The following is a 16,431-nucleotide window of genomic DNA, read 5'->3' as shown; positions in this document are numbered from 1 at the left end:
GTCCTCGGGGGCGCGCGTCTGGCACGCTTCGGCCGTCCGCGAGTCAGACGACGCGAGGAGTCCGTATGCAGATCCGCCCCGCCGCCGCGTTAACCGGCGCTCTCCTGGGTGTCTCCGCGCTCTTCCTCCCCACGGCGGCCCAGGCCGCCCCTGGCGCATCGCACCACCACCCCACGACGGTGGCGCACCGGGGAGCCTCCGCCTACGCCCCCGAGAACACCCTGGCCGCCGTCGACGCCGCCGATGACCTGGGCGTCGACTGGGTGGAGAACGACGTGCAGCGCACCCGGGACGGCGAGCTGATCATCATGCACGACACCACACTCACCCGGACCACCGACGTCGAGCAGGTCTTCCCGGACCGCGCCCCCTGGAAGATCTCCGACTTCACCCTGGACGAGATCGAGAAACTCGACGCCGGGAGCTGGTTCGGGCCGAAGTTCGCGGGCGAGCCGGTGCCGACTCTGGAGGAGTACCTGGACCGGGTTTCGGACAACCACCAGAAGCTGCTCATGGAGATCAAGGCGCCGGAACTGTACCCGGGCATCGAGCGGCAGACGCTGCGCGAGCTGCGCCGGGAGGGCTGGCTTGACCGCAAGCACCTCAAGCGGCTGATCGTGCAGAGCTTCAGCGCCGACTCCGTCCGGACGCTCCACCAGCTGCGGCGGGACGTCAAGACCGGGTTCCTGGGCACCCCGCCCGTCGCCGATCTGCCGCGCTACGCGGAGTTCGCCGACCAGATCAACCCGAACCACACGACGATCGACGCCGCCTATGTGAAGGAGATCCAGGCGGTGAAGGGTGTGCACGGCCGTCCGCTGGAGGTCTACACCTGGACGGTGGACAACGGCCCGGCGGCGGTCAGGGTCGCGGGGATGGGCGTGGACGGGATCATCACCAACAAGCCCGATGTGGTGCGGGACGCCCTGGACGACGCCCGCTGACGCCCCTGATGCCCGCTGACGGCGGGGCGCTGTCACACCCCCCGCCTACGCTGAGGGTGTGACGAACGAAGAGCGGCAGCCGGAGCGGCGGCCCGAGCAGCAGGAGACCCAGGACTGGTCCTGGGCGGTGTCCGACACGCCCATCGGTCCCCTGCTGCTCGCGGCCACCGGCCAGGGGCTGGTCAACGTGGTCTTCCACGCCGACCCGAAGACGGCGGCCGGGGCCGTCGACCGGCTCACCCGCCGCCTCGGCACCGGGCCCGCGCCCGAGCCCGGCGCGCAGCTCACCGAGGCGATACGGCAGGTGGAGAGCTACTTCGCCGAGCGGACACAGGCGTTCACCCTGCCGCTGGACTGGTCCCTGTCCGCCGGATTCAACCGCCGGGTGCTGCGCGAGCTGGCCGCCCACGTTCCGTACGGCACGGTCGTCGGCTACCAGGACCTCGCCCGCCGGGTCGGCGAGCCGGACGCCGCCCGCGCGGTCGGCGTGGCCATGGGCAGCAATCCGCTGCCGGTGGTGGTTCCCTGCCATCGCGTCGTGGAGAGCGACGGCGGCATAGGCGGCTTCGGCGGCGGGCTGGAGACCAAGCGGACCCTGCTGGCCCTGGAAGGGGTACTTCCGCAACCGCTCTTCTGAGTCGCCAGGAGCCTCCCGGGTCACCGGTTACCGGGTTGGGGAATATTTTGGCCGCCGGAATCCACCGCCATCTTGTCATGGACCCGTTCCGCCCTTACCTTAAGAGCGCTCGCGGGCCCCACCCGGCGAGAATGCTACGCAAGCACATTCAGCTACGCGGTGACGCTCTTTCGTTCTTCCGCTCTTCTCGTTCTTCCCGCTCTTCCCGCTCTTCCCGCTCACGCGTTTCTCCGCTCACACCCGAAAGACGAGCGCGTTCCTTCACGGCTCAACCACGTCCCCCGATGATCGAATTGGAGAGCCATGTCCGGTGTTCTGCTTGCCGGCGGCGCGGCCGCGGCGTTATTCGCCTCCGCCTTTTCCGCCCAAGGTGTTTCCTCGGCCCCCGATGTGCCGCCGGAAAAGATCCAGGTCAGCGTCAAGACGGTGAACGGCTCGGGCTGCCCGAAAGGGACCGCAGCGGTGTCCGTCGCCAGCGACAACACGGCATTCACCGTGACCTACAGCGACTATCTCGCCCAGGTCGGCCCCAGCTCGAACCCCACCGATATCCGCAAGAACTGCCAGCTCAACCTGGGTGTTCACGTACCGCAGGGGTTCACCTACGCTGTCGCGCAGGTCGACTACCGCGGCTATGCCTCGCTGCAAAAGGGCGCGAAGGGCACCGAGAAGGCGAGTTACTACTTCCAGGGGTCGTCGGACACCGCGTCGCGCACCCATGACTTCAGCGGTCCGTACAGCGACAACTGGCAGACCACGGACAGCACGGAATACAGCGCACTGGTATGGGCGCCGTGCGGCCAGGACCGGAACTTCAACATCAACACCGAACTGCGGGTAAACGCGGGCACCTCCGCGACGGGCACCACCAGCTTCATGGCCATGGACTCGACGGACGGCGGAGCCAACACCATTTACCACCTGGCCTGGAAGGAATGCGCCTAGCCGTCCAGCAGGGCGGGCCCCTCCAGCAGGGCTGGTAAATCCACCATCGAATGGAGAATCATGCCCGGTGTTCTGTACGCAGGCGGCGTGGTCGCGGCGTTATTCGCCTCGACTCTCACCTCTCAGGCATACGCGGAACCACCGTTCGAGACCGTGCCACCCGACAAGATCGTGATCAAGGTCGCGACCGTCAATGGCTCGGGCTGTCCGGCCGGAACGGCGGCGGTGGCGGTCTCTCCCGACAACACCGCGTTCACGGTCACCTACAGCAACTACCTCGCCCAGGTGGGCAAGGGCGCCAAGCCGACCGACTTCCGGAAGAACTGCCAGCTGAGCCTGGTCACGCATGTGCCGCAGGGCTTCTCCTACGCCATCGCCAGCGTCGACTACCGGGGCTACGCACACCTGGAGAAGGGTGCCTCCGCCACCGAGAAGGCCTCGTACTACTTCCAGGGCCAGTCGCAGACGACGTCGAACTCGCATGACTTCGCCGGTGCCTACGACGACAACTGGCAGGTCACCGACACGGCCGACATCGCCACTGTGGTCTGGTCCCCCTGCGGTGAGCTGCGGAACTTCAACATCAACACCGAGCTGCGGGTCAACGCCGGAACGTCGAACACCCAGACCACGACGAGCTTCATGACCATGGACTCGACGGACGGCGACGTGAGCACCACGTACCACTTCGCGTGGAAGGAGTGCCCGCAGAAGAAGTAGCGCGCGGGCACGGGCGGGCGCCCGAAGGCCACAAGGCTCTTACGGTTCCGGAAGGTGCCACGCCGGATGCCGGGGGTTGTCCGCCCGCACCACCACATCCGCGCTCTCGACGGGCCGCACCTCGTCCTCGTACCGCGCGAAGGCGGGCAGCGTCCAGCGCTCGTCCTCCTCGGTGCGGCGGCCGAGGGCGCCCGGCGTCAGCCACACATGCACCGACAGATCGAACGGGAACCAGTGCCCCAGCAGCAGCGCCCCGTGCAGCAGGAGCACCCCGCCCGGCGGCAGTTCGGCGTAGGGGCTGCGGGTGGCCCGGTCGGTCGCCGGGTCCCACAGGTCGGGCAGCACCCGCCCGGTGCCGTCCGGGCCCGGCTCCAGCGGGCCGAAGACCTCGCGCCACAGGGCCCCGGTGTCCAGCCAGCGGTCGTAGTACGCGTCGGCGTCCCGCTTCCCGTACTCGTAGCGCAGCGAAGCGGGCCGCAGGAATCCCGCCGCCGCGACCACGAGCACCGGGCGCCCGCGTATCCGCAGCGCCTCCGCCAGGTCCCGGGCCAGCTCCCCGGGGCGCGCCGCGGGGGCGCCGTCGACCGCCACCCTGAGCCAGGGCCCGCCGTCCGCCGCCGTCATCCCGGCGACGCGGTCGGCGGTCGCGTCGGTCAGCCGTTCCCAGGTGATCGCTTCCAGCCGCACGCCCCCATGATGCCGTGCCTCCATCCGGCGTAGTGCGGGTACGCTCCCCGCAGGCGTCACGTCAGGAGAACGGCCCATGACATCCCAGATAGCGCTGCTGCGCGGCATCAATGTGGGCGGCAACAAGAAGTTCCCGATGGCGCGGCAGCGCGCGCTGATGGCCGAGCTGGGGTTCGAGGACGTCACCGTCCACCTCCAGACCGGCAACATCGTCTTCGCCGACCCCGGCACCCCGCCCGGCCGCACGGCCCGCACGCTCGAGGACGCCTTCGCCGCCGACCTGGGCTTCTCCGTACCCGTGATGGTGCGGACCCGCGACGAGCTGGCCGCCACCGTGGACGCCAACCCGTACCCCGCCGCCGTGGCCGAACCCAAGACCCTGCATGTGGTCTTCCTGTCGGACGTGCCCACCGACACCTCGGCGCTGAACGCGCTGGACGCGCTGAACACAGCCGCGTACGCGCCGGACGAGTTCCGGCTCGTCGGGCGCGAGATCTACCTCCACGTGCCGGGCGGCCTCGGCCGCTCCAAGCTGGCCGCGAAGCTCAGCAATCCCCGGCTCGGGGTGACGGCCACCGCCCGCAACTGGAACACGGTCACCAAGCTGCTGGCGCTGGCCGACACCTGACGCCGGTACGGCTCACCTGACGCCGGTACGGCTCAGCGCCAGCCGTACCGCTGCCGCAGCCGCAGCACGACCAGGTCGAAGCGCGGCCGGTCCAGCGCACACGCCTCGCGCCGCATGCCGTCCGGATGCACCCGCAGGACGCGATCCACATCGACCCAGGAGTCGCGCCCGGCCCGGTCCCACGGCCCGGCGCCGATCGCCACCCACTCGTGGTCGCCGTCATGCCGCTTGCTCGACAGCTGTACGGCCAGCAGCGTGCCGCCGCGCTCCCGCGCGACGACCAGCACCGGCCGGTCCTTGCCGCGCCCGTCGTTCTCCTCGTACGGCACCCACGTCCAGACGATCTCGCCCGGATCGGGGTCCCCGTCCGGATCCGGTGCGTACTCGGTGCGTACCCGCCCGACCTGGCGCGGCTCGGCTTCGACGGTGGCGGTGGGGCCGGTGCTCCCGGGCAGCGCCTCGTCGTCTTCGGTCCCCTTGAATGGCCTGATCACGCCCCACACGTTAGCCCGTCCGAGGTGGCCGGGCGGCGTCGCGGTGCCGGTACGCGCGCAGCGGGAAGGGACAAGCATGTGCCTGATGTCCTCGACCCGGTGGCGGACCTCGTCAAGCGCCGCAAAGCCCCCGTCGTCGTCCAGACCCTGCGATCCGCGGCGGCCGCGACCATCGCGTACGTCGTCGCGCTCCAGCTGAGCACCGAAGCGGCCCCGCTGACCGCCCCGCTCACCGCACTGCTCGTGGTGCAGGTGACCCTCTTCGCGACCCTCACCACCGGTATCCGCCGGGTGAACGCCGTGGTGGTGGGCGTCCTGCTCGCCATCGCCTTCTCCATCCTGGTCGGGCTGACCTGGTGGAGCCTGGGTCTGATCATTCTCGCGTCATTGACGGCCGGTCATTTCGCGCGGGTGAGCGAATTCGTCCCCGAGGTGGCGATCAGTGCCATGCTCGTCCTCGGCGTGAGCCAGGTGACCACCACCGCCTGGTCCCGGATTCTGGAAACCCTCATCGGGGCCGTCGTCGGACTGGCCTTCAACTTCCTGTTCGCGCCGCCCGTCTGGGTCCGCACCGCAGGCGAGTCGATCGTGGACCTCGCCCGCCGGATACGTCAGCTCCTGCTGCACATGGCCGAGGAGCTGGGCAGCCCCACCCCGGTCGAACGCGCCGCCGCCCGCCTCCACGAGGCCCGCCGCCTCGACCACGACATCTCCCAGGTCGACGCCGCCCTCCGGCAGGCCGAGGACAGCGTCCGCCTCAACCCCCGCGTCAAGGAGGGCCTGCTGCACCGGGTGGTGCTGCGCACCGGCCTGGACACCCTGGAGATCTGCACGGTCGTCCTGCGCGTCCTCACCCGCACCCTCACCGACCTCGCCAAGACGCGGACGGACGAACCCCTCTTCCCCCCGGACATCGCCGAGGCCCTGGAAGACCTCTTCCGCCACACCGCCGCCGCCGTCGAGAGCTTCGCCATCCTGGTCACCAGCCCGGTCAGCGCCAGCGCCGAGGAGGCCGAATCGCGGCTGGCCACCGAGCTGTCCCGAGCCCACACCAGCCGCGACGAGGCCGCCCAGCTCCTCCTCCGCCGCGTCCAGCGCCACCCGGGCCAATGGCAGCTCCAGGGCGCCCTGCTCGCCGAGATCGACCGCATCCTCGCCGAACTGGACATGGAACAGCGCTCCCGCCGCCTCATGGAAGAACTCGACCGCAGCACCCGCGAGAACCGCGAACGCTTCCCCGCCCTCCACAACCTCCACCGCCGCCTCCGCGGCGGTCGGCGCGGTCAGTTGAGCGGGTAGCGGTCCTGGGGGAAGAGCGGGGTGGGGTGCGGCTCGGTGGAGGGGTGGAACTCGGCGGCGAAGTCGTCGGCCAGCTCGGCTATCGTGCCGCGCCCCTCCACCTGGGCCAGCCAGGGCGGGGGGAGGCGCAGGTCGCCGTGGTGGACGCCCAGGAGGTTGCCGCAGATCGCGCCGGTGGAGTCGCTGTCGCCCGAGTGGTTGACGGAGAGCAGCAGGGCCGCCCGGGGGCTGGGGTGCGCCAGGGCGGCGTAGACGGCGATGGCCAGCGCTTCCTCGGCGATCCAGCCGCCGCCGAGCGACTCGGCCTTCTCCGCGGTGGGGTCGCCCCCGGCCGCCAGGTCGATCGCGCGGCGCAGGGCGGTGGCGGTCTCCTCGTGGCGGGGGTAGCCGCGCAGCAGCTGCAGGGTGCGCAGGGCGGCGCCCTCCAGGGAGTCGCCGTCGAGGAGGTACGCGACCATCGCGGCCAGGGCGCCCGCCGCGAGGTAGCCGGTCGGGTGGCCGTGGGTGATCTGGGCGCAGCGGGCGGCGAGTTCGAAGCAGCCGCGGGCGGGCCCGCCGGTGAGGCCGAACGGGGCCGACCGCATCACGGTGCCGCAGCCCTTGGAGCCGCCGTTCACCGGGCCCGGGCCGCCGTGGAGGGGGAGGTCCGGGGCGGGGGTGTGGTCCACGAGGAGGCCGGAGAGGCAGGCGTTGCCGGGCGCGCGGCGGGCGTACAGCCACGGGTGGGTGCGCAGCCAGCCGGAGCGGGAGACGTGGTCCCCGGTCCGCGGGGGCGGCGGCTCGGGGTAGTTCTGGGTGTCGAGCCAGCGCAGATACGCCTGACGGACGATGGCGATCTCGGCGCCGTCGACGCCCTCGGCCAGCGCGCGGGCGTGGGCCCGGATCAGCCCCTCGGCCGTGAACAGGGTCATCTGGGTGTCATCGGTGATCCGGCCGGTGACACCGCTGTCGTCCGGGACGAGCCCGGTGATGCCCGCCGCGCCGTAGGCCTCGCGGATCCCCGGCAGGGAGCGGAACTCGATCGGGTTGCCGAGCGCGTCACCGATCGCGCCGCCGAGCAGACAGCCGCGTATGCGGGCCCGCCGGGCGGCCGATTCGTCCCATGACTGCTGGATCACGTGCGGCTCTCCTCTTCGTGCGCGGGTGGAGGCACAGCTCCTGTGTGCTCAGCACATGATCGCAGACCACACCGACAGGCCTGTGGCGGTAGCGTCGGAGAGGGAGACGGTGCGACATGTCGATGCGATTCATCCGGACGGGCGATGAGCCCGCACATGCGCGCAGCCCCCTGCGGATGCGGCTGTGGCTGGCCACCTGGGGACTGCTGTGGACCGTCGGCGGCGCGGTGGCGTTCGCGCTGGCGGACCGGCCGGGCTGGGCGGCCGCCTGCGCGGCGCTGGCCGCCGTCACCCTGACCGACCTGGTGCTGGTCATCCGGCACATCCGCCAGGGGCCGCACTACCAGCCGGGGCGGGACGTGCCGCCGTACGCGCCGGTCAGGGGGCGACGGCGCTAGCGGGTGTCCGGCTCAGCCCTGCTCGCCGAACCGCGCCGCCTCCACGAAGTCCGGGCGCGGATCGAGCGCCGCGGCGAGGCGGAAGTGGCGGGTGGCCTCGGCCTTGCGGGAGGCCCGCTCCAGCGTACGGGCGAGGGCGAAGTGGGCGAACGCGTTGTCCGGCTCGCGCTCCAGGACGATGTGGAATTCGAGTTCAGCGGCGCGGAGCTGGGCCGCGCCGAAGAACGCGCGGGCCCGGAGCAGCCGGGCCGCGGTGTTCTCGGGGTGGGCGGTGATGACCGAGTCGAGCAGCTTGACGGCGCCTCGCGGATCTCGGGCGGCGAGCAGCTGCTCCGCGGCGCGGTAGTCGATGACGTGGGTCTCGGGCGTGGGCTCGGGCACAGCCGCTTCCTTCCCCGGGCTTGCGTGATCTTTGGCCCTGCTTGCGGTGATCCCTCGGTGGTTCCTCGGCGGTCGCTTCAGTGATGATCGTCGGTACGGGCAGCACAACAACCACCCGGTGCGCCACATTCCCCCTCGGCCCGCCCCGCAAGCACGGCCCGCCGCCTCAGCCCGTGGCGGCCGCCCGCTCCGCCAGCTCCGTCCAGATCTTCCGGACCCGCGGCTCCAGTTCCTCCAGCGGGCCATCGTTGTCGATCACGACATCGGCGACGGCCAGCCGCTCCTCGCGGGTCGCCTGGGCCGCCATCCGGGCCCGCGCCTCGTCCTCGGTCATGCCGCGCTGCCGGACCAGCCGGTCGAGCTGGGTTTCGGGCGTGGCGTCGACGACCAGGACCAGGTCGTACAGGGACCCCAGCCCGTTCTCGGCGAGCAGCGGGACGTCGTGGACGACCACCGCCTCCGGTCCGGCGGCCGCCTGCAGCTCGGCGGAGCGGTCGCGGACCAGGGGATGGACGATCGCGTTCAGCGCGCGCAGCCGCTCGGGGTCGTTGAAGACGATGCCGCCGAGCTTCGGCCGGTCGAGCCGACCGTCGGCGGTCAGCACCCCGGGCCCGAACTCGTCAACGACGGCGGCGAGGCCGGGGGTTCCCGGCTCGACCACCTCACGGGCGATCCGATCGGAGTCGATCAGCACCGCGCCGTAAGAGACCAAGATTCGCGAGACTTCGCTCTTGCCCGCGCCGATTCCGCCCGTGAGCCCCAGCTTCAGCATGGGGCCCACGCTATACGGACCGCCGCGCAGGCGCCGCCCTCGCGGCCTCAGGCGCCCCCCTCGCCGCCTTCCCGCTCGGCGAGGAAGCGCTCGAACTCGGCGCCCAGCTCATCCGCCGACGGCAGCTCGGCCGGTTCCGCGACCAGGTTGCCACGGCTCTCGGCCCCGGCCACCGCGTCGTACTGGTGCTCAAGGCCCCGTACGAGCGCGACCAGCTCGTCGTCCCCCTCCGAGACCTGCCGCTCGATCTCCTCCTGCGTCTTCAGCGCCTCGTTGCGCAGCGCGTGGGCCGCGCCCGGCAGCACCAGACCGGTGGCCGCGGTGACCGCCTCCAGCGCGGTCAGCGCCGCGTCGGGGTAGGCGGAACGAGCCAGATAGTGGGGGACGTGGGCGGCGACGCCGAGCACGTCGTGGCCCGCCTCGCCGAGCCGGTACTCGATCAGCGACTCGGCACTGCCGGGCACCTGGGCCTCGTCGAAGAGGCCTCGGTGGCCGGGCATCAGATCGGTGCGGTTGCCGTGCGGGGTGAGGCCCACCGGCCGGGTGTGCGGGACGCCCATCGGGATGCCGTGGAAGTTCACGGCGAGCCGCACGCCGAGCCGCTCGATGATCTGCCGCACCGCGGCCGCGAACCGCTCCCACTCCACGTCCGGTTCGGGCCCGCAGAGCAGCAGGAAGGGCGCCGCGGTCGCGTCCCGCACCAGGTGGAGTTCGATCGCCGGGGTCTCGTAGCCCGTCCAGCGGTCGCGCTGGAAGGTGAGCAGGGGGCGCCGGGCCCGGTAGTCGACGAGCCGGTCGTGGTCGAAGCGGGCGACGACCTGCCGCGGCAGCCCGTCGAGCAGCCGCTCCACGATCTGGTCGCCGGTCTCCCCGGCGTCGATGTATCCGTCGAAGTGGTAGAGCAGCACCAGCCCGGCCGAATCCCGGGAGGCTATCGCGTCGACTTCCGCGAGCCCGCTCGGTTCCCACGCGTACAAATCCTGTGGATCAAGCACTGTGACCGCTCCTCCTTGTGTTCCGTACGCGAAAACACCACGCGGGGGCGGGCGCATTCCCGGTCCCCGGCCACAACTCCTGTGCGCATCATGGCCGTACACGACCGGAGACATGCGTGAGGACATGCGTGAGGCCCGCTCCCCCGGAGGGGAACGGGCCTCACACTCGATCAGCCGGTGCCGCTAGCGGTCAGCGGCACAGCGGTTCAGCTCTGGCCACCGGCCAGCTTCTCGCGGAGCGCGGCCAGCGCCTCGTCCGACGCCAGGGCGCCGGAGTTGTCGGCCGACTCCGAGGAGTACGAACCGCCGCCGGAAGCCTGCCCGCCGCCGGGCGCCGGGGCAGCGCTGGTCGCTCCCTCGGCAGCGGCCTGCTCGTCGGCCTCGCGGGACTTGATGACCTGCGCCTGGTGCTGCTCGAAGCGGGTCTGCGCGTCGGCGTACTGACGCTCCCACTCCTCGCGCTGCTTCTCGTACCCCTCGAGCCAGTCGTTGGCCTCGGGGTCGAAGCCCTCGGGGTAGATGTAGTTGCCCTGGTCGTCGTACGACGCGGCCATGCCGTACAGGGTCGGGTCGAACTCGACCACGGACGGGTCGGCACCGAAGGCCTCGTTGGCCTGCTTCAGCGAGAGGCTGATGCGGCGGCGCTCGAGGTCGATGTCGATGACCTTGACGAAGATCTCGTCGTTGACCTGGACGACCTGCTCCGGGATCTCCACGTGGCGCTCGGCCAGCTCGGAGATGTGGACCAGACCCTCGATGCCCTCGTCCACGCGGACGAACGCACCGAACGGCACGAGCTTCGTGACCTTACCCGGGACGACCTGACCGATCTGGTGGGTCCGGGCGAACTGCTGCCACGGGTCTTCCTGGGTCGCCTTGAGCGACAGGGAGACGCGCTCGCGGTCCATGTCGACGTCGAGGACCTCGACCGTGACCTCCTGGCCGACCTCGACGACCTCGGACGGGTGGTCGATGTGCTTCCAGGACAGCTCGGAGACGTGGACCAGGCCGTCGACGCCACCCAGGTCCACGAAGGCACCGAAGTTGACGATGGAGGAGACGACGCCGGAGCGCACCTGACCCTTCTGGAGGGTGGTGAGGAAGGTCTGACGGACCTCGCTCTGGGTCTGCTCCAGCCAGGCGCGGCGGGACAGGACCACGTTGTTGCGGTTCTTGTCCAGCTCGATGATCTTCGCCTCGAGCTCCTTGCCCACGTAGGGCTGGAGGTCGCGGACGCGGCGCATCTCGACCAGGGAGGCGGGGAGGAAGCCGCGGAGGCCGATGTCGAGGATGAGACCACCCTTGACGACCTCGATGACGGTACCGGTGACGATCCCGTCCTCTTCCTTGATCTTCTCGATGGTGCCCCAGGCGCGCTCGTACTGGGCGCGCTTCTTCGAGAGGATCAGGCGGCCTTCCTTGTCCTCCTTCTGGAGAACCAGGGCCTCGATCTCATCGCCGACGGCCACGACCTCGTTCGGGTCGACGTCGTGCTTGATCGAAAGCTCGCGAGAAGGGATGACGCCTTCGGTCTTGTAACCAATGTCGAGCAGGACCTCGTCCCGGTCGACCTTCACGATGACGCCGTCGACGATGTCGCCGTCGTTGAAGTACTTGATCGTCTCGTCGATCGCGGCGAGGAAGGCTTCCTCGGAACCGATGTCGTTTACCGCCACCTGCGGGGTGGTGCGGGTTGCCTCGGTGCTGCTCGTCATGTGGGAAAGGGCTCCGGTACGGACATTGAGTCGTAGGTACTGCTACGCCGAGGACCCTTTACCGCACTGCCGAAGCCGGACAGCCTGTGAGGCGCGGTCTTACGGATCTTCCGAGAGACCGAAAACGCCTCGACAACCGAGGGGACATACAACAGATACGAGCGCGGCCTGCTCCGTCTGAGTCACGCAGGCCCGCAGCGCAACTTGTAGCATACGGGGGCGGCCGGGCATGGTCAATGCACGAAGAGCGCACGTGGGGCCTAACGCCCCGAACCCGGCAATTTGCAAGTCACTGCTGCGACGCGGTCCCTTGCCGTGCCCCGCAGCCACAGGTCGATACAGAGAGTACGACGACGCGCCTGATGGTCCAAGAACACAAGCCCAGCGGTGCCTTCCGGGCCCCCGAGGCCCCCGAGGCCGACGAGCCCACCGCCACCCGCCGGATCGCCGACGACACGGAGAGCAGCCGGGCCAGCCGCGGCTGGTGGGACCGCAACGCGGACGAGTACCAGGAGGAGCACGGCACCTTCCTCGGCGACGACCGCTTCATCTGGGGCCCGGAAGGGCTGGACGAGGAAGAGGCCGGGCTGCTCGGACGCGCGGACCGGCTGAAGGGGCGCGACGTACTGGAGGTGGGCGCGGGCGCGGCGCAGTGCGCGCGGTGGCTCGCGGCGCGCGGCGCGCGCCCTGTGGCGCTCGACATCTCCCACCGGCAGCTGCGGCACGCCCAGCGGATCGACGGGCCCGGCGCTGACGGCATCGCGCTGGTCCAGGCCGACGCCACCGCGCTCCCCTTCCGGGACGGCTCGTTCGACCTCGCCTGCTCGGCGTACGGGGCGGTGCCCTTCGTGGCGGAGCCGGTACGGGTGATGCGCGAGGCGCGCCGGGTGCTGCGGCCGGGCGGCCGGTGGGTGTTCTCGGTGACGCATCCGGTGCGGTGGGCGTTCCCCGACGAGCCGGGGCCCGAGGGGCTGAGCATCTCCGGCTCGTACTTCGACCGCACCCCTTATGTGGAACAGGACGACGCGGGCCGTGCCGTCTATGTGGAGCACCACCGGACCATCGGTGACCGGGTACGGGACGTCGTGGGCGGGGGCTTCCGGCTGATCGACCTCGTGGAACCGGAATGGCCCGCCTGGAACCGTCAGGAGTGGGGCGGCTGGTCCCCGCTGCGCGGCGGGCTCATCCCGGGCACGGCCGTCTTCGTCTGCGAGCGGGATTGAGCGGGGGGCCTGGCATGCGTACGGACGTCCTCGCGCGGCTCCCCGTCCGCGCGGCCGTACCCGAGCTGCTGCGCGCGCTCGACGAGCGGGGGTCGGCGGTGCTGTGCGCACCGCCCGGGACCGGCAAGACCACCCTGGTGCCGCTCGTCCTGGCCGGGCTGCTGGACGGCGGCGGCTCACCGGTTCGCCGTGTCCTGGTGGCCGAGCCGCGCCGGATCGCGGCGCGGGCCGCCGCGCGGCGCATGGCGTGGCTGCTCGGCGAGCGGACCGGCGAACGCGTCGGCTTCACGGTGCGCGGGGAGCGGCAGGCCGGGCCCCACACCGTGGTCGAGGTGGTCACCACGGGTGTGCTGGTGCAGCGGCTGCAGCGGGACCAGGAGCTGGCCGGGGTCGACGCCGTCGTCCTGGACGAATGCCATGAGCGGCACCTGGACGCCGACACGGCGGCCGCCTTCCTGCTGGACGTCCAGGCCGCCCTGCGCCCGGAGCTGCGGCTGATCGCCGCGTCGGCGACGACGGACGCGGAGGGGTGGGCGCGGCTGCTGGGCGGCGATGGCGGCGGCCCCGCTCCGGTCGTCTCGGCCCCGGGCGTGTCGCACCCCGTCGAGGCGGTGTGGGCGCCGCCCGTACGTCCCGTACGTCCACCGCATGGCATGCGGGTGGACCCGGCCCAGCTCGACCACGTCGCGGACGTGGTGCGCCGCGCGCTGCGCGAGCGGTCAGGGGACGTCCTGTGCTTCCTGCCCGGCGTCGGCGAGATCGGCCGGGTGGCGGGGTTGCTGGGCGGCGCCGACGCGGACGTCCTCCAGGTCCACGGCCGGGCCCCCGCTGCCGTACAGGAAGCCGTCCTCGCGGGCTCGGACGGCGGGCGGCGGCGGGTGGTGCTGGCGACCTCGGTCGCCGAGTCGAGCCTGACCGTGCCGGGCGTACGGATCGTCGTCGACAGCGGCCTCGCCCGCGAGCCGCGCATGGACCACGCGCGGGGCCTGAGCGCGCTGACGACCGTCCGGGCGTCCCGGGCCGCGGCCCGGCAGCGCGCGGGCCGGGCCGGGCGCGAGGCGCCGGGCACCGTCTACCGCTGCTGGCCGGAGGCCGAGGACGCCCGGCTGCCGCGCTTCCCGTCCCCGGAGATAGCCGAAGCCGACCTGACGGCCTTCGCCCTCCAGGCGGCGTGCTGGGGCGAGCCGGACGCCTCCGGCCTCGCCCTGCTCGACCCACCGCCCGCCGGGGCCATGACGGCCGCGCGGGAGGTGCTGACCGCGATCGGCGCCGTCGACGCCGCGGGCCGCGCCACCGAGCGCGGCCGCCGCATGTCCCGCCTCGGCCTCCACCCCCGCCTCGCCCGCGCCCTCATCGACGGCGCGGGCGAGGTAGGCGCCCGCCGGGCGGCCGAGGTGGTGGCCCTGCTGAGCGAGGAGCCGCCACGGGAGTACGGCGACGACCTGGCCGCCGCCTGGCACACCGCCCGCCGAGGAGCCGACCCGTACGCCACCCGCTGGCGCCAGGAGTCCCGCCGCCTGGAGCGCGCGGTGACGGGTGACGGCGGCGGCCCCCGTACGGACGCCCCCGGCGGACCGTCGGCGGCGACGCCCGCCGCCACCGCGCCGCCCGCGAGGGCAGAGACGGCCGAGCCCGCGGACACCCGAACCGGCCAGCCGGATGCCACGCCCGGCACCCCAGGCGGGAACGAGGCGGCGGGCTCCGGTGCGGCATCCAGCCGGGCGGCCGCCGGTGCCGAGGCCCGGCAGGCGGGCCGGGGCTCTCCGGTCGCTGGGCCGGATCGCGCCCGGCAGACCGACGATGCCGCTGTCCACGGCCGGGCGGGCGACGGACGCGGGGCGCGGGGGCGGGCGGTCGGGGGCGCTCAGCCGGGGCGGTCCGATGACGCCGTCGCCGGGCTGATCGTCGCGCTGGCGTTTCCTGAGCGGGTGGCTCGGTCGCGGGGTCGGCGGGCGTATCTCATGGCCGCCGGGACCGGGGCCGAACTACGCGACGGGTCGCGGCTCGGTGGGGCGCCGTGGCTGGCCGTGGCCGTCGCCGACCGGCCGGTGGCCGCCGCGTCGGCGCGGGTGCGGCTCGCGGCCGTCACCGACGAGGAGACGGCCCGTACGGCGGCCGCGGTGCTGGGGTCGGACGGCGAGGAGGTGCACTGGGCCGACGGGGACGTCGTCGCCCGGCGCGTGTCCCGGCTCGGGGCGATCGAGCTGGTGGTCCGGCCGCTGGCCGCGCCCGACCCGGCGCTCGTGCACGCGGCGCTGCTGGAGGGGCTGCGGCGCGAGGGGACGGGGCTGCTGCGCTGGTCCGCGCAGGCCACAGCCGTACGGGAGCGGATGGCGTTCCTCCACCGGGAGCTGGGGGCGCCCTGGCCGGACGTGTCGGAGGCGGCGCTGCTGGCGGACCCGGACGCGTGGCTGGGTGTGGAGCTGGGCCGGGCGCGGCGGCGGGCGGATCTGGAGCGGGTGGACGCCGGTCAGGCGCTGGCCCGGCTGCTGCCCTGGGCGACCGGCGACGCGGCGCGCTTCGAGGAGCTGGCGCCGGAGCGGGTCGAGGTGCCGAGCGGGTCGCGGGTGCGGGTGGACTACGGGGACGAGGGCGGACAGCCGGTGCTGGCGGCGAAGCTGCAGGAGCTGTTCGGCTGGCAGGAGTCGCCGCGAATCGCGGGCGGGCGGGTGCCGCTGCTGGTGCATCTGCTGTCACCGGCGGGGCGTCCGGCCGCGGTCACGGCCGATCTGGCGTCGTTCTGGCGGGACGGCTACCGGTCCGTACGGGCCGAGCTGCGCGGCCGCTACCCCAAGCATCCGTGGCCGGAGGACCCGACCACGGCCGAGCCGACGCGGCGTACCAACAGCCGCCGCTGAACGACTTCAGACCGCCCAGGCGCGCAGCCGCCGGGCGGTCTCGCTCAGGCGGAGCCGGTTGTCCCGTATGTCGCGGATGAGGCTCACCATGCCGCCGGACGGCGGGGCGATCGCCTCGCCGGACTCCTCCAGGTACATCTGGGCGCAGGCGGCGCCGATCACCGCGTTGTAGTCGGAGAACGGTTCCAGGATCAGCGAGGTGTGGAGGAAGGTCGCGGCGCGCGCCGCGGCCTCCTCGTAGTACGGCTCGCCCGCGAACCGTTCGTAGCGGTGCCGCTCGCTCATGCAGTGGAGTGCGCCCCAGTCCCGCACGGGGGTGTTCACCGGGGAGACGTCGACCTGCACGTTGAGCACCCAGCCGGCGTCGACATACAGGATCAACGCAGCCCTTCCGGGAACTCCCGCTCGAACTCGGCCTTGTAGCCCATGGCGAACCGCACGGCGCCCTCGACGAAGCGCTGCTTCTGACGCCGCCGCACGACGTCCTCGGTCAGTATGTCGTGGGCGAGGCGCTTGATGGCCACGCCCTTCTCCTTGGCCTCCGCGCGCAGCTCGGCCAGTTCCTGCTCGGTGAACTCGATCGTGATACCCGGCATGGAGCGCATGCTAGCCAGCTA

The 16,431-nt window shown here is 72.2% G+C and carries 18 protein-coding genes; 9 read left to right on the top strand and 9 right to left on the bottom strand.

Annotation, left to right across the window (positions count from 1 at the left end):
- Window positions 1–65: 65 nt before the first annotated feature.
- The 4 genes from ACWC5C_RS02600 (at window position 66) to ACWC5C_RS02585 (ending at window position 3,246) form a co-directional block, all read left to right on the top strand.
- The gene (locus tag ACWC5C_RS02600) at window positions 66–944 is read left to right on the top strand and encodes a glycerophosphodiester phosphodiesterase (RefSeq protein WP_450872939.1); all 879 of its coding nucleotides are present in this window, start codon (window positions 66–68) and stop codon (window positions 942–944) included.
- Window positions 945–1,002: 58 nt separating this feature from the next.
- Window positions 1,003–1,581: a methylated-DNA--[protein]-cysteine S-methyltransferase gene (locus tag ACWC5C_RS02595; RefSeq protein WP_450872937.1), complete on the top strand. Its 579-nt coding sequence runs from the start codon at window positions 1,003–1,005 to the stop codon at window positions 1,579–1,581.
- 303 nt (window positions 1,582–1,884) lie between these two features.
- On the top strand, window positions 1,885–2,526 hold the full coding sequence (locus ACWC5C_RS02590) for a DUF4360 domain-containing protein (RefSeq protein WP_450872936.1): 642 nt from the start codon (window positions 1,885–1,887) through the stop codon (window positions 2,524–2,526).
- 60 nt (window positions 2,527–2,586) lie between these two features.
- Window positions 2,587–3,246, top strand: coding sequence for a DUF4360 domain-containing protein (locus ACWC5C_RS02585; RefSeq protein ID WP_385445146.1), 660 nt, complete (start codon window positions 2,587–2,589; stop codon window positions 3,244–3,246).
- A 39-nt stretch (window positions 3,247–3,285) separates the two neighbouring features.
- Here the strand turns inward: ACWC5C_RS02585 and ACWC5C_RS02580 are convergent, their stop codons facing one another.
- A complete protein-coding gene (locus ACWC5C_RS02580; protein ID WP_450872934.1) occupies window positions 3,286–3,933 on the bottom strand; it encodes a uridine kinase in 648 nt (215 codons plus the stop codon).
- 76 nt (window positions 3,934–4,009) lie between these two features.
- Between ACWC5C_RS02580 and ACWC5C_RS02575 the strand changes: the two genes are divergently transcribed.
- Window positions 4,010–4,561, top strand: a complete 552-nt coding sequence (locus tag ACWC5C_RS02575) for a DUF1697 domain-containing protein (RefSeq protein WP_450872932.1) — start codon at window positions 4,010–4,012, stop codon at window positions 4,559–4,561.
- A gap of 32 nt (window positions 4,562–4,593) precedes the next feature.
- On the opposite strand, the gene ACWC5C_RS02570 is transcribed toward ACWC5C_RS02575, so the two are convergent.
- Window positions 4,594–5,055: a type II toxin-antitoxin system PemK/MazF family toxin gene (locus ACWC5C_RS02570; RefSeq protein WP_385445140.1), complete on the bottom strand. Its 462-nt coding sequence runs from the start codon at window positions 5,053–5,055 to the stop codon at window positions 4,594–4,596.
- Between the two features lie 78 nt (window positions 5,056–5,133).
- Here ACWC5C_RS02570 and ACWC5C_RS02565 point away from each other — a divergent pair, with 78 nt between their 5' ends.
- Window positions 5,134–6,354: an FUSC family protein gene (locus tag ACWC5C_RS02565; RefSeq protein WP_450872930.1), complete on the top strand. Its 1,221-nt coding sequence runs from the start codon at window positions 5,134–5,136 to the stop codon at window positions 6,352–6,354.
- On the opposite strand, the gene ACWC5C_RS02560 is transcribed toward ACWC5C_RS02565, so the two are convergent.
- Window positions 6,339–7,472 carry an ADP-ribosylglycohydrolase family protein gene (locus tag ACWC5C_RS02560; RefSeq protein ID WP_450872928.1) on the bottom strand — a complete coding sequence of 378 codons (1,134 nt, stop codon included), beginning with the start codon at window positions 7,470–7,472 and terminating at the stop codon, window positions 6,339–6,341. The genes ACWC5C_RS02565 and ACWC5C_RS02560 overlap by 16 nt on opposite strands.
- 116 nt (window positions 7,473–7,588) lie before the next feature.
- On the opposite strand from ACWC5C_RS02560, the gene ACWC5C_RS02555 reads away from it, so the two are divergent.
- Window positions 7,589–7,870: a DUF6343 family protein gene (locus tag ACWC5C_RS02555; protein WP_385445134.1), complete on the top strand. Its 282-nt coding sequence runs from the start codon at window positions 7,589–7,591 to the stop codon at window positions 7,868–7,870.
- 12 nt (window positions 7,871–7,882) lie between these two features.
- On the opposite strand, the gene ACWC5C_RS02550 is transcribed toward ACWC5C_RS02555, so the two are convergent.
- From ACWC5C_RS02550 to rpsA, 4 genes are all read right to left on the bottom strand, one after another.
- Window positions 7,883–8,251 (bottom strand): tetratricopeptide repeat protein, encoded by a 369-nt coding sequence (locus tag ACWC5C_RS02550; RefSeq protein ID WP_385445132.1) that lies wholly within the window; start codon window positions 8,249–8,251, stop codon window positions 7,883–7,885.
- Window positions 8,252–8,417: 166 nt separating this feature from the next.
- Window positions 8,418–9,023 (bottom strand): dephospho-CoA kinase, encoded by a 606-nt coding sequence (gene coaE, locus ACWC5C_RS02545; protein ID WP_450872925.1) that lies wholly within the window; start codon window positions 9,021–9,023, stop codon window positions 8,418–8,420.
- A 47-nt stretch (window positions 9,024–9,070) separates the two neighbouring features.
- Complete coding sequence (locus ACWC5C_RS02540; RefSeq protein ID WP_450872923.1) at window positions 9,071–10,018, bottom strand: PAC2 family protein; 948 nt, start codon at window positions 10,016–10,018, stop codon at window positions 9,071–9,073.
- Window positions 10,019–10,224: 206 nt separating this feature from the next.
- The gene (rpsA, locus tag ACWC5C_RS02535; RefSeq protein ID WP_385445127.1) at window positions 10,225–11,733 is read right to left on the bottom strand and encodes a 30S ribosomal protein S1; all 1,509 of its coding nucleotides are present in this window, start codon (window positions 11,731–11,733) and stop codon (window positions 10,225–10,227) included.
- 362 nt (window positions 11,734–12,095) lie between these two features.
- Here rpsA and ACWC5C_RS02530 point away from each other — a divergent pair, with 362 nt between their 5' ends.
- Window positions 12,096–12,956, top strand: coding sequence for a class I SAM-dependent methyltransferase (locus ACWC5C_RS02530; RefSeq protein WP_450872921.1), 861 nt, complete (start codon window positions 12,096–12,098; stop codon window positions 12,954–12,956).
- A 14-nt stretch (window positions 12,957–12,970) separates the two neighbouring features.
- Complete coding sequence (locus ACWC5C_RS02525) at window positions 12,971–15,814, top strand: ATP-dependent RNA helicase (RefSeq protein WP_450872919.1); 2,844 nt, start codon at window positions 12,971–12,973, stop codon at window positions 15,812–15,814.
- Between the two features lie 6 nt (window positions 15,815–15,820).
- On the opposite strand, the gene ACWC5C_RS02520 is transcribed toward ACWC5C_RS02525, so the two are convergent.
- On the bottom strand, window positions 15,821–16,195 hold the full coding sequence (locus ACWC5C_RS02520; RefSeq protein WP_385445122.1) for a hypothetical protein: 375 nt from the start codon (window positions 16,193–16,195) through the stop codon (window positions 15,821–15,823).
- Window positions 16,192–16,410: a hypothetical protein gene (locus tag ACWC5C_RS02515; RefSeq protein WP_234357101.1), complete on the bottom strand. Its 219-nt coding sequence runs from the start codon at window positions 16,408–16,410 to the stop codon at window positions 16,192–16,194. The genes ACWC5C_RS02520 and ACWC5C_RS02515 overlap by 4 nt, the downstream gene beginning before the upstream one ends.
- Between the last annotated feature and the right edge of the window lie 21 nt (window positions 16,411–16,431).

Source organism: Streptomyces sp. NPDC001700 (assembly GCF_053596435.1).
This window is presented reverse-complemented; position numbering and strand designations above follow the sequence as displayed.

Coding starts and splice junctions, on each gene's coding strand:
- coaE (WP_450872925.1), bottom strand. CDS start 9,023: ATGCTGAAGCTGGGGCTCACGGGCGGAATCGGCGCGGGCAAGAGCGAA.
- ACWC5C_RS02555 (WP_385445134.1), top strand. CDS start 7,589: ATGTCGATGCGATTCATCCGGACGGGCGATGAGCCCGCACATGCGCGC.
- ACWC5C_RS02515 (WP_234357101.1), bottom strand. CDS start 16,410: ATGCCGGGTATCACGATCGAGTTCACCGAGCAGGAACTGGCCGAGCTG.
- ACWC5C_RS02525 (WP_450872919.1), top strand. CDS start 12,971: ATGCGTACGGACGTCCTCGCGCGGCTCCCCGTCCGCGCGGCCGTACCC.
- rpsA (WP_385445127.1), bottom strand. CDS start 11,733: ATGACGAGCAGCACCGAGGCAACCCGCACCACCCCGCAGGTGGCGGTA.
- ACWC5C_RS02585 (WP_385445146.1), top strand. CDS start 2,587: ATGCCCGGTGTTCTGTACGCAGGCGGCGTGGTCGCGGCGTTATTCGCC.
- ACWC5C_RS02575 (WP_450872932.1), top strand. CDS start 4,010: ATGACATCCCAGATAGCGCTGCTGCGCGGCATCAATGTGGGCGGCAAC.
- ACWC5C_RS02530 (WP_450872921.1), top strand. CDS start 12,096: ATGGTCCAAGAACACAAGCCCAGCGGTGCCTTCCGGGCCCCCGAGGCC.
- ACWC5C_RS02600 (WP_450872939.1), top strand. CDS start 66: ATGCAGATCCGCCCCGCCGCCGCGTTAACCGGCGCTCTCCTGGGTGTC.
- ACWC5C_RS02590 (WP_450872936.1), top strand. CDS start 1,885: ATGTCCGGTGTTCTGCTTGCCGGCGGCGCGGCCGCGGCGTTATTCGCC.